Source organism: Bacillota bacterium, from assembly GCA_033549065.1.
Classification (GTDB): Bacteria; Bacillota; Dethiobacteria; order DTU022; family DTU022; genus JAWSUE01.
This window is the reverse complement of record JAWSUE010000009.1, coordinates 124,983-137,320: the sequence shown is the minus strand read 5'-3', so window position 1 is coordinate 137,320 and position 12,338 is coordinate 124,983. Positions and strand designations below refer to the sequence as shown.

9 protein-coding genes and 1 tRNA gene are annotated in these 12,338 nt (G+C 43.6%); 7 read left to right on the top strand and 3 right to left on the bottom strand.

What is annotated here, in order from left to right:
• Together SCJ97_07955 and gnd are read right to left on the bottom strand one after the other, a co-directional pair.
• Positions 1-609, bottom strand: a 609-nt coding sequence (locus tag SCJ97_07955) for a glucose-6-phosphate dehydrogenase (protein MDW7739970.1), incomplete at its 3' end; no start/stop codon positions are given.
• Between the two features lie 31 nt (positions 610-640).
• Positions 641-1,537 (bottom strand): decarboxylating 6-phosphogluconate dehydrogenase, encoded by an 897-nt coding sequence (gene gnd, locus SCJ97_07950; GenBank protein MDW7739969.1) that lies wholly within the window; start codon positions 1,535-1,537, stop codon positions 641-643.
• Positions 1,538-1,702: 165 nt separating this feature from the next.
• Between gnd and SCJ97_07945 the strand changes: the two genes are divergently transcribed.
• Both SCJ97_07945 and SCJ97_07940 read left to right on the top strand, forming a co-directional pair.
• The gene (locus SCJ97_07945; protein MDW7739968.1) at positions 1,703-3,169 is read left to right on the top strand and encodes a glycoside hydrolase family 130 protein; all 1,467 of its coding nucleotides are present in this window, start codon (positions 1,703-1,705) and stop codon (positions 3,167-3,169) included.
• Positions 3,170-3,243: 74 nt separating this feature from the next.
• Positions 3,244-4,641: a mercuric reductase gene (locus SCJ97_07940; protein ID MDW7739967.1), complete on the top strand. Its 1,398-nt coding sequence runs from the start codon at positions 3,244-3,246 to the stop codon at positions 4,639-4,641.
• A 56-nt stretch (positions 4,642-4,697) separates the two neighbouring features.
• On the opposite strand, the gene SCJ97_07935 is transcribed toward SCJ97_07940, so the two are convergent.
• Positions 4,698-4,773, bottom strand: a tRNA-Arg gene (locus tag SCJ97_07935).
• 352 nt (positions 4,774-5,125) lie between these two features.
• On the opposite strand from SCJ97_07935, the gene SCJ97_07930 reads away from it, so the two are divergent.
• The 5 genes from SCJ97_07930 to SCJ97_07910 are packed head-to-tail and all read left to right on the top strand — an operon-like array spanning position 5,126 to position 12,235.
• Positions 5,126-6,019, top strand: a complete 894-nt coding sequence (locus SCJ97_07930) for a formate dehydrogenase accessory protein FdhE (protein MDW7739966.1) — start codon at positions 5,126-5,128, stop codon at positions 6,017-6,019.
• A gap of 21 nt (positions 6,020-6,040) precedes the next feature.
• Positions 6,041-9,103 carry a formate dehydrogenase-N subunit alpha gene (fdnG, locus tag SCJ97_07925; GenBank protein MDW7739965.1) on the top strand — a complete coding sequence of 1,021 codons (3,063 nt, stop codon included), beginning with the start codon at positions 6,041-6,043 and terminating at the stop codon, positions 9,101-9,103.
• Positions 9,104-9,889, top strand: a complete 786-nt coding sequence (locus tag SCJ97_07920) for a 4Fe-4S dicluster domain-containing protein (GenBank protein MDW7739964.1) — start codon at positions 9,104-9,106, stop codon at positions 9,887-9,889.
• A gap of 18 nt (positions 9,890-9,907) precedes the next feature.
• Positions 9,908-11,224, top strand: a complete 1,317-nt coding sequence (gene rsxC, locus SCJ97_07915; protein MDW7739963.1) for an electron transport complex subunit RsxC — start codon at positions 9,908-9,910, stop codon at positions 11,222-11,224.
• Between the two features lie 33 nt (positions 11,225-11,257).
• Positions 11,258-12,235 carry an RnfABCDGE type electron transport complex subunit D gene (locus SCJ97_07910; GenBank protein ID MDW7739962.1) on the top strand — a complete coding sequence of 326 codons (978 nt, stop codon included), beginning with the start codon at positions 11,258-11,260 and terminating at the stop codon, positions 12,233-12,235.
• Positions 12,236-12,338: the final 103 nt, after the last annotated feature.

Genomic DNA, 12,338 nt, shown 5'->3' with positions numbered 1-12,338 from the left:
TTCAAAAATGCAGTTTACAAATCGAAGTACCAGGATATTCTGAAGCATTTCTTTGCCCAGGTAATGGTCTATGCGGTAGATGTTTTCTTCGCTGAAAGCTTCGGTGATTACTGCATTAAGTTCCCTGGCCGAAGCCAGGTTATAGCCAAAGGGTTTTTCAATCAGGATCCTTCGCCAACCGTGAGGGGAAGAATTCAAATTATTACGCTTCAGATTTGTGGAAACCGGGCTGAATAATTGAGGAGCGAGAGCCAGGTAGTAAAGAATATTGCCTTCGCTGTTAGTTCCGGGTGACAGGGCTTTTACTGTTTCTTTCAATCTTGGATAACCGTCATTATCCTGAGGATCAATATCGTGATAATATATATTATTGGCCAGTGTTTTCCACTGTTTTTCTTTAAATGACTGGCTTGAGTATTTTTTTACCGATACTGCCAGTTCATCACGGTATTGCTTATGGCTTTTTTGTTTCCGGCCTGTACCCAGCAGGGCGAAACTTTCCGGAAGTTGGCCAGAAAGATGCATGTTGTAGATCGCAGGAACCAGTTTGCGGTGAGCCAGATCGCCTGTTCCGCCAAATATGATCATTATGCATTTTTCATTAATCAAACCAACAACTCCTTCTGTCATTATCCTAGCGCTAAGGTTTTTCTATATCGTGTCCACCGAATTCTCGGCGTAATCCGGCTACCAGGCGAGCGGAAAAACTATTCTCCTGTTCGGATCGATATCTAGCAAATAAGGCTTGCGCAATAACCGGTACCGGAACTTTTCTCAGCAATGCTTCTTCAACAGTCCAGAGGCCTGTTCCCGAGGAACCAATGATCGGTTTGATCTGTTTCAAGTCCGGATCATCTGAAAAGAGGCGACCGGTCAGTTGAATCAACCAGCTGCGAATTACCGAACCGCTATTCCAGAGCTCGGCCAACGCCTGGTAATCAATCTTGAAAGGTCCTTCATCCATAAGTTCAAATCCTTCTGCTATAGCTTGCATCATTCCATATTCAATACCGTTATGGACCATTTTTACATAGTGTCCGGCTCCGTTTTCACCAACTCGCAAGAAGCCATTTTCAACACATATATCTTCTAAGAGCGGTCTTAAATAAGAAAATGTCTCTAATGAAGATCCAATCATCATGCAGGCTCCCCGGCGTGCACCTTCCGGTCCTCCGCTGATTCCGGCATCAACATAATCTACCATCTGAAGTTCTAATTCGGCTGTCCTTCTGATCGAGTCGCGGTAATGGGAATTACCTCCGTCAATTACGATATCTCCTTTTCTGAGATAAGGTAGCAGCTTTGTGATCATCCGGTCGACGGGTTCACCGGCAGGAACCATCAGCCAGACCACTTTTCGTTCACCGAGGGCAGACATAAAAATTTCAACGTCAGCAGTTCCTTCAAGCCCTTCTTTTCTTAACGCTTCCGCTTTCTCTTTACTGCGGCTTAACGCTACTACCCGGTGACCCTTTTCAGTCATATTAAGTGACAGGTTGTAGCCCATTTTCCCCAACCCAACCAGGCCGATATCCATCAGTATCTTCTCCCCTCCAAGTGTTTTCCTAAATAATATCGCACTATCTAATATATAGCAAACTATCGAGAAAAATGGCAACATTCTTATATATTATATTCGTGCTAAAATAATTGTAATTGTGTATAATTGAATCAATCATGTTCAAGAGTTGGAGTTGATCTAATGTCGATCAAGGTTAATCGAAAAAATATTGAATTTTATCCGGACTCGAAGAGAGTAATTGCCCGTTTTTATTTTCCGGGCAGTGATGAACGTGCAAAAAATATTATTAAGAAAGCCCTGTTTTTACCGGAAGAGGAAACAAGGCTTACCTTAAACCAGGTGCTGATCAATTTTTCTCAGCGCCACCGGAACATCTCTAAAATTTTGGAAAAGCATTTCGATAATGTTAAGTATCTCGTCGAACAGTTAGAAATCAATCCTGAAAAAATATCTCGAGAAAAGACGTTATTAATTGGCGCATACTTTACGATGGAATATTCGATTGAAGCAGCAGCATTCTTTAATCCATCAATTGTTGAAGATCCTGACCAAACTGCTTTAAGTGAAGGTGAAAAGAAGGTTATCGTTAGCTTCAGGGCAACCGGTGAAGGACATGTTTCTTCCATCGTCTTCAGGAGTGGGATTATTAACAGCAATAATGATCTTTCATTTAGACCAATCGGCACTCTGGTTGATATCCCAGAAGCAGTTAAAAAGCATATTTATAATAAACATGAATTTTTTAATAAACTATCCGAAATGGACGTTCAAAAAGAATTGATTACAATGGTTATCGAACGACTTGATGACCATTTTACATATGAAGAGCTACAGAGCAGTATCGAAGAGTCCATGAAAAATGATGATTTAAGCCCTCTGCAAAAAAAGGTTGTCAAGGATTGTGATTGGCTGGCCAATTCACACTATGAGATTACATTCTCTCTTGATACAGCTATCTCTGAAAGGGTGATCTTTCCAATCTCCGACACGGAACGTAATGGTATAGAAGATGCCCGTTTTGTGAAGTTTATTGATGACGATGGTTCATATATTTATTATGCTACTTATACTGCATACAACGGTTATACGATACTACCCAAACTTTTAGAAACCAGGGATTTCTACCACTTTAAAATTATGCCGCTGAACGGTGAGTATGCCCAAAATAAAGGAATGGCTCTCTTTCCAAGAAAAATCAATAACAAGTATGCTATGGTTTCGCGTATAGATGGGGAAAATAATTATATTATGTTTTCAGATAATATACATTACTGGTATGAAGCACTAAAAATTCAGGAACCACAATTTCCATGGCAGTTTATTCAGATCGGTAATTGCGGTTCGCCGCTGGAAACAGATAAAGGGTGGCTTTTACTAACACACGGAGTGGGACCAATGAGAAGTTATGCAATAGGAGTAACCTTACTTGATCTGGAAAATCCAACTAAGGTTTTGGGTCAGACCAGTGAACCATTGATGAGTCCAGATGAAAAGGAAAGGGAAGGTTATGTGCCCAATGTGATATACTCCTGTGGTTCGCTAATCAACAATAATGAACTGATAATTCCCTATGCCATGGCTGATTATGCCACATCATTTGCTACAGTTTCGCTGGATGAACTCTTTTCAAAGCTGGTATATTATTAAGCGACTGAGTAGTTCTGCCGGGTATGATTATATTATAAAATATGAACATAGTAATATGGAAGGAAGGTTGAGCGATGAGCATTGAGAAGAAAATGTTTGACATGATAATCATCGGTTCGGGTCAAGGTGGGACACCTCTTGCGCAGGCTTCGGCAAGAGCAGGCAATAAGACTGCCCTGGTTGAGCGTAAGTATATTGGAGGTTCATGTATAAATGTAGGCTGTACTCCAACCAAAACAATGATTGCATCAGCAAGGGTAGCCCATCTCGTTAGCCGGGCAAAAGATTATGGTATTGAAACTGCAAAATGGTCAGTTGATTTCTTAAAAGTACGTGAACGAAAACAGGATCTAGTTGAAAGTTTCCGTAACGGAAGCCGGAAAAGACTGCTTTCAACCGATGGGCTCACATTGCTGGAAGGTGAAGCAAGTTTTACCGGAATCAAAGAACTTAAGGTTGATTATACAGGTGGAGGCTATGATTTAATTAAGGCTGATACCATTGTTATTAACACCGGCGCTGCTCCTGCCAGGCTTCATATCCCGGGCATGGATAGTATTAAAGCGCTTGATTCAACATCTATTATGGAGATAGATGATCTGCCGGAGCACTTGATAATTATAGGCGGAGGATATGTGGGCCTGGAATTCGGTCAAATGTTCCGTCGATTTGGTTCTAAAGTAACAATTTTGCATAGGGGAGATCAGCTTCTTTCCAGAGAGGATCGGGACATAGCCGAAGAGGTATACAAAATTTTAAAAAACGATGGTATAGAAATTATTCTACAAAGTAAACCGGAAAAAGTGGCGGCTTCGGGGAATAATCATATTGCCTTGACTATAGTAAAAGATGACCAAGAAAAATTAATTCGTGGCAGCCATCTGCTGGTCGCGACAGGACGGAACCCGAACACAGCTGCTCTCAATCTGGAATTGACCGGTCTGAAAATAAATGAGCGCGGGTTTATAGCTGTAAACGATAATCTGGAAACGGCTGTATCCGGTATATACGCTATTGGCGATGTAAACGGAGGCCCGGCTTTTACTCATATTTCTTATGATGATTACAGGATACTCAGTAAAAATTTGCTACAAGACGGAAATGCAGTAACTACCGGCAGACAAGTACCTTATGTGGTTTTTATTGATCCTCAACTTGGCCGGATTGGATTAACTGAAAAAGAAGCAGAGAAACATGGATATAACTATCGTGTGGCGAAAATGCCGATGAGTTGGGTTGCGCGTGCCCTTGAAACAGATGAAACAGCCGGTATGATGAAAGCTATTGTTGATGTTAATACTGACCAGATATTGGGTGCAGCCATACTTGGGCTTGAAGGTGGAGAAATAATGGCGATTCTGCAGATGGCCATGCTTGGCAATGTGCCGTATACAACTATACGCGACACAATTTTTGCTCATCCAACCTTATCAGAATCATTGAATAATCTGTTTTCTTCATTCGATAATTAAAGAGGAAGAGCGATAAAAATGTAAACCGCGGTTATACCGCGGTTTACGTAATTATATGGTGCGCCTGGCAGGAATCGAACCTGCGGCACACGGATTAGGAATCCGTTGCTCTATCCCCTGAGCTACAGGCGCATATATCGTGAAAATATTATAACTTCAATCTATAAGCCTTGCAAGGGTTGTGAATAAAATAATTAATTGATATGATATCGATATTATATCTTATAATATATGTAAATATTGAAAGTGACCAGTTAAATAATTTCATGTTTATTATATATAACCGAAACGGTTCGAAATGCCCTGAAGTATTGGGAAAATTAGCGGCTGCATTTCTTGACACAAAATTGACCTTATGCGATAATTATAAAGTATGTAATAAGGAGAGGAAGTGTTTTTTTAAGGGAGAAAGTTCTATAAATCACAAATTTCCGTATTATGTAGATAAATGGAAAATTTTAATCAACTTAAGGAGTACTGTCTTTTGAATCTGACACAGTATAGGAAATACCAGGATGAAATAGAAAGATGCAGGAGGATTTATAAAGATTTTGATAAGGCTGCGCCGGTTATTGAAGCCATCTTCAAGGGTATAAGCGATTTTTTTATGAAAAATCCTCCTGAAGTAGTAGCTCTTGAAGAGCAGGATAAGTTAGAGGATCAAATCAGAGAAGGAATGTCATTAAAATATGACCTTGCTATTAAGACTGAGGATTTTGTCGAATTACTTTCAAACCTCAGCAAAATTATGGAAAAATATAGCCCCGGATTGCAACCCAATATGGTTATTTTACGAGAAATTCTTGAACGGTTTCTTTCTGAATCACAGGACAGAATTTATAAGAATGAATTGAACCTGTTACATGATATGCTGATTAATGAAACGGTGCTGGAAAAAGATCTGGCTACGTTTCTTTTTTCTGTAACGCAATCTTCTTTTCACCGGCAGCATTTAAATTCGATATCAAAGGTCTTAAGAACAGACCTGTGGGAGGGAGGGGAATGCCCATTATGCGGGGAAAAGCCCCATTTCGGAATCCTTAGAACTGAAGATGGAGCCAAGGAGTTGGAGTGTTGGTTGTGCGGCACTTCTTGGGTACATGCCCGCATTAAATGTCCGTTTTGCAGTAATGAAGAACAAAAAGAACTCGGTTATTTTACCACTGAAGAGAGTGAAAAATGCCGGGTGAACTTTTGCAAAAAATGCTGCCATTACTATAAGATCTTTGATGCTCGAAAGTTTAATGTGGATGGTAGTTTAGTTCTAACCATACACAACCTTGCCACGCTTGATTATGATTTATTGGCGAAGAAAGAAGGATTTAACCCGGGCTCCGGCCTGGAGTGGATCAATGATAGTGAGGTAGTGGACAGATAAGATTAGGAGGTGGATTTACTTATGGAGTTATCGAGACGCAGCTTTTTAAAACTTACCGGCGCAACGGCTGCTGCTGCAACTTTGACCGGTATAGGTTTGCGTAAGGCATATGCGTCTACCCCAGAGCCTTTGCGCATCAAGTACACTCAAGAATTTCATACAGTATGTACTTTCTGTGGAGTTGGTTGTGGGGTTATCTGCAATGTACGGGACGGAGTAATTGTAAATGCCGAGGGTGATCCGGATCATCCGATCAACGAAGGCACACTCTGCAGCAAGGGAAGTTCTCATTTCAACGTATCTTACATCTATAATGAAAAAGGAAAACCCGTCCCCAACCCGAAGCGTTTGACAAAACCGCTATACCGCGCTCCGGGCGCCAGCAGTTATGAAGAAAAAGACTGGGATTGGATGCTTGATGAGCTGGCGAAAAGAATCAAAGATTCTCGCGACACAAACTTTGTAGAATCGGTTGATGTCGGAGGGCAGAGGGTAACGGTTAACCGCACCGAAGCTATTTCCTGGCTCGGCAGCGCTTTCTGCACAGATGAAGAAAACTACCTGTTTCACAAGATGGGAAGGGCTTTGGGTATGATCAATATTGATCACTGCGCCCGTCTCTGACACTCTTCTACGGTCGCCGGTCTTGGCGCCACATTCGGAAGAGGGGCAATGACCAATCACTGGAACGATTATCAGCACAGCGATGTCTTTATGAATATCGGTGGCAACACCGCTGAAAATCACCCCATCTCAATGAAATGGATTCAAAAAGCCCGTGACACAAAAGGTGCAAAACTACTTGTTGTTGATCCAAGGGTTTCAAGGACCGCTGCTGTTGCAGATCTTCATGTTCAAATTCGCCCGGGAACAAACATTGCTTACCTTGGCGGTTTGATGCATTATATCCTCGAAAACGAACTGTACCACAAGGAATATGTTGAAAACTATACTAATGCTTCCTACCTGGTCAACGCAGAATATTCTTTTGATGAAGAAACCGGTTTATTCTCGGGTGCCTTTGATGATCAGGTTCGTAAGGCTACAAGTTATAACCAGGCAACCTGGATGTACCAGCGTGACGAGGAAGGTAATGTCCTTAAAGACCCCACATTTGAGGATCCCAACTGTGTTCTGCAGTTGATGAAAAAGCACTACAGCAAATATACCCTGGAAAATATCAGCAAAATTACCGGAGCTGACCCTGAGGTTCTAAGGCAGTCTTACGAGTTATACAGCAGTACCGGCCAGGCCGGTAAAGCCGGTAATATCATGTATGCCATGGGTATCACTCAGTTTACACACGGAGCCCAGAATGTCAGAGCAATAGCTGTTGTTCAGCTCTTACTCGGTAACATGGGAATATGCGGCGGTGGGGTTAATGCCCAGCGTGGTCAATCAAATGTTCAGGGATCAACCGACATGGCCATGCTTTATCACATTATTCCGGGATATATGCCTACACCTCAGCAGGCTTCGACACCTACCCTCGAGGCTTATAATGCAACAACTCCTCCTGCCGGTTGGTGGACCAACAGACCGAAATACATGGTCAGCCTGTTGAAAGCTTTCTACGGTAACAAGGCTACCCCAGCCAACGATTTTGGTTATCAGTGGTTCCCCAAACTGGACGGTCTGGATCATTCACATATTGCCCAGTACAGGGATATGGGTGAAGGAAAAGTTGAAGGTATGATCTGCTGGGCAGATAACCCGGCTGTTTCCGGTCCATCGGCCAGTGCAAAACGCAGTTACCAGAAGAACCTGAAGTGGTTGCTCTCGGTCGATATGTTTGAAAATGAAACTGCTTCTTTCTGGCAGGCTCCCGGTATGAATCCGGCAGAAATTGACACCGAGGTCTTTATTCTCCCCGCTGCTTCAGGATATGAAAGAGAAGGCAGCAAGGCTAACAGTGGACGCTGGATCCAGTGGGCATGGAAAGCCCAGGAACCCCCAGGAGTAGCTAAAGCTGATCTCTGGATCGTAAACGAACTGTTCAAACGGGTCCAGGCGCTTTACCAGTCTGAAGGAGGAACAGTATCTGAGGCGGTAACCAATATTGCCTGGGATTACGATGGCCCTGATGGTGAAATTGATATTGTAAAAGTCTGCAAGGAGCTGAACGGCTATCGTGTTGCCGATGGTTCTCTCGTTACCAACTTTGTCGGTCTACAGGCCGATGGTTCCACAGCCTGCGGCAACTGGCTCTACAGCGGATACTATAATAACCTGGAGAATCCCGCCACCAAGAAGAGGATTAAAGAACGGGAAGGGTTGGGCTTCAATAAGGACTGGGCTTTTGCCTGGCCGCTTAACCGCAGGATCATTTATAACCGGGCATCATGTGACCTTGAAGGTAAACCCTGGAATCCCGATAAGCCTGTAATTTGGTGGGATGAAACCCAGCAGAAATGGGTCGGTAACGATGTCCCTGACATACCCGGAAGCTATACATTCGAGCAGTCGACAGAAAATCCATTTATCATGCTGCCCGAAGGTGTTGGAAGATTGTATAGCGTAAATGCTCTGCGTGACGGGCCCTTCCCGGCTCACTTTGAGCCTGCTGACAGCCCGGTAGCTAACCTGCTATATCCCAGAGCTACCTATAATCCGGCCAGTCAGAGGTTCTACGAAGACCATACCGTGGAAACAGATGAAGAGAGGGAAAGGTATCCCTTCATTATGACTACTTACCGGATTGTTGAACATTACCAGACGGGTATTGTAACCCGAAACCTCCCCTGGCTGAACGAATTGATGCCGGAACTTTTTATTGAAATTAGTGAAGAACTGGCAGAGGAACTTGGTGTCAGCAACGGGGATAAAGTGCAAATAGAAAGTAAGAGGCTCTTTAAAAATGGCGAACAGGATAGTATTGAAGCAAAAGCCTGTGTAACCAAGCGTTTCAAACCGATGATGATCAACGGCGTGAAAAAGCATGTTGTCGGAATGCCATGGCACTGGGGCTTCAAAGGGATGAGCACAGGTGCGGTAACCAATGACCTGAGCCCATCGGTCGGAGATCCTAATACAACAATCCCCGAATATAAGGCATTCCTCTGCAACGTAAGGAGGGCAGTTTAAATGGCTAAACCAATTTGTTTAATCGATGCCTCCAAATGTATAGGATGTCGCGGGTGCCAGGTTGCATGTAAACAATGGAACCAGAATCCCGCCGAGGATACAACCTTTACCGGCACATATGAAAATCCACCTGGCCTTTCATCTATTACTTGGATGCGAATTATGTACCGCGAACATGATGGTGAAAATGGTGGGATGGACTGGTTGATGGTAAAGCAGGGCTGCATGCACTGCAGCGATGCTGCCTGCATGATGGCCTGTCCGGCAGGGGCAATCTACCGCACTGAATATGATACCGTTAAGGTGGATGAAGTTAAGTGTATTGGTTGCAACTACTGTGTTGCCGCCTGCCCTTTCCATGTAATAGGGTTTGATCGCCTGGCCAATAAGGCTCGAAAGTGTACTTTCTGTCATGACCGGCTTCAGAGCGGATTAAAACCGGCATGCGCCAATGCCTGCCCAACCGGCTCAATTACATTCGGTGACAGTCGTGAACTGATTTCGAATGGAAGGGCAAGGGTTGAGCATTTAAAGGCAGCAGGCAAAGTTAATGCTACTTTGTATGGCTTAGATGAAGTTGGCGGTACAGGGATGCTTTATGTCCTGGCTGATAAACCTGAAAAATATGGTTTTCCGGCAGATCCACAGGTGCCACTGCAGACCCGTTTTTGGAATACAATCTATGCTCCATTGCGCGTATTCGTCGTTATTGCTGTTGCCCTGGGCTTATGGACCAACCGTTCACAGAGCAAGCGCGTTGAGGAAGCTAAAGCTAAATCAAAATAAACCGGGAGGTGAAATCAAGTGGAAGTAAAACAGTTTTTTGGTGGGATTCATATACCCCACTATAAAAGCTTTACAGAGCATAAAGAGATTAAAAAAGCATCTCTGCCTGAAGAGATAATCATTCCTCTTTTACAGCATACAGGCGCTCCAAATGAGCCTTTGGTAAAAGTTGGTGATAAAGTTAAGGCAGGACAGAAAATCGGGGCAACCGATAAGTTTGTCAGTGCTCCAGTCCACGCCAGCCTTTCCGGTACAGTTACAGCTATTGAACCCAGGCCATTTGTCACCGGGCAGATGATTGATAGTATTGTAATCGCTGTCGATAAGGAACAGGATGAACTTAAACTCGCCGATAACGATCTAGAAAAAGTCACTAAAGAAGATATAATTAATGCAGTGAAAGAAGCCGGTATTGTAGGAATGGGTGGTGCAGCTTTTCCGACAGCGGTTAAACTGAGCCCACCGCCGGATAAAAAAGTGGACACTTTGATTGTTAACGGCTGTGAATGTGAGCCATATTTAACCTGTGATCATCGGATCATGCTTGAAAAAGCAAAGGAACTGCTTCAGGGCGTTAAGCTGCTCATGAAAATGCTCGGTGTTGAGCAGGCTTTTATCTGCATCGAAGATAACAAGGATGATGCAATAGAGGCTGTTCGTCAGGAGAATGATGATCCAGGGATTGTTTTGTTAAGAATGCCGACTAAGTACCCTCAGGGTTCGGAAAAGCACCTGGTTAAAGCAGCGCTTGACCGGGAAATTCCTTCCGGTGGGCTACCCTTTGATGTGGGCTGTATTATCCAGAATGTTGGGACCTGCGTTGCCATTTATGAGGCGGTTAAGTTTAACAAACCACTCATAGAGAGAGTGGTTGCGGTAACAGGTCAGAATATTAAAGATCCTCAGAACCTGTTGGTGAAAATAGGTACTCCTCTCAGGCATTTAATTGAAGAGTGTGGGGGGATAGTTGCCGAACCGGCAAAGGTTGTTGTTGGTGGTCCTATGACGGGAAGAGCACAGGAAAATCTTGATGTTCCGGTAGTTAAAGGAACAACAGGTGTAGTTGTGCTACCTCCGGATATGGCACTCGAAGATATGGAGTATTCCGATTGTGTTCGCTGCTGTAAATGTGTTGAGCATTGCCCCATGTTGCTCTATCCGAATCAGATCAGCATTTACTGTGAAGCGGGCATGATTGAAGAGGCTGAGTTTTGGAACACAATGGATTGTATTGAATGCGGCATATGCGCCTATGTATGTCCGTCGAAGAGACCAATCACCCAGCTGGTTCAGCGCACAAAACCGCTGATCATTCAGATGAGGAACAAGCGGTAATTAAATTTATGGGGAAAAGGAGGTATTTTAGTAGTGAGTGATGCCCAGAAGTTTGTTGTAACACCATCTCCTCACATTAAGAGTTACGAAACAGTTACATATGCTATGCGTGATGTTTTCATCGCTCTAATGCCGGTCACGCTGGTATCCATATATTTCTTCCAGTATTATGCCGCACTGACTATCGCGGTATGTCTGGTAACTGCAGTTTTGACTGAACTTCTTTTTAAGAAGTTAATGCACAGGAAACCCGCTCTACACGACTGGAGCGCTTTGCTGACCGGCTTATTTGTTGCCCTCTTGTTCCAGGCAACCACTCCATGGTATAAGGCTGCTCTGGCAACATTTATTGCTGTCGGTATAGCTAAGGAACTGGCTGGTGGTCTGGGTTGGAACCGTTTTAACCCTGCATTATTTGGCCGTGTGGCATTAATTATTCTGGCCCCCGCTTATGCCTATATAAACCAGTGGTTTCAACCGCTGGCCATACACCTCGGGCCGCTGGATACAATTACACAGGCCACTCCATTGGCAATGATGAGGGCAGGTCTGGAAATGCCGCCGATAAGCCAGCTCTTTTTTGCCTTTCCTGCCGGAGCGCTTTCGGAGGTATCGCCGTTTGCCCTGCTTATCGGTGCGGCATACCTGTTTTATAAAAAACATATTGGCTGGAGGATCCCTGTATCAATATTGGGAACCATGATTATTTTAAATCTGATTGTTGGAGAAAATCCGCTTTTACACCTGGTAACGGGTGGTATAATAATCGGTGCATTCTTCATGGCTACTGATTGGGTTACCAGTCCAATGACCGATAATGGTAAGATCATCTACGGAATTGCTATCGGCGCTTTAATAGTACTTTTCAGGGTTGGCTTTATGATTACGGAAGGGGTTGCTTATTCCATCCTGATCATGAATGCTTTTGTACCCATGATTGAACATTACACTGCCCGTTCGCAGTTTGGTAAAATTAAAGTTGTCGCTGTTCCGATGGCAGAGAAGAAGTAAGCAAGACGTAATCAATATATCAATACGAAGCATTATAAGTGAAAAAGCGGGAGCAACTGTTTAGGTTGCTCCCGCTTAATGTTTAGTAGATGCAAATCCTTTT

Coding starts and splice junctions, on each gene's coding strand:
- gnd (MDW7739969.1), bottom strand. CDS start 1,537: ATGGATATCGGCCTGGTTGGGTTGGGGAAAATGGGCTACAACCTGTCA.
- SCJ97_07945 (MDW7739968.1), top strand. CDS start 1,703: ATGTCGATCAAGGTTAATCGAAAAAATATTGAATTTTATCCGGACTCG.
- SCJ97_07940 (MDW7739967.1), top strand. CDS start 3,244: ATGAGCATTGAGAAGAAAATGTTTGACATGATAATCATCGGTTCGGGT.
- SCJ97_07920 (MDW7739964.1), top strand. CDS start 9,104: ATGGCTAAACCAATTTGTTTAATCGATGCCTCCAAATGTATAGGATGT.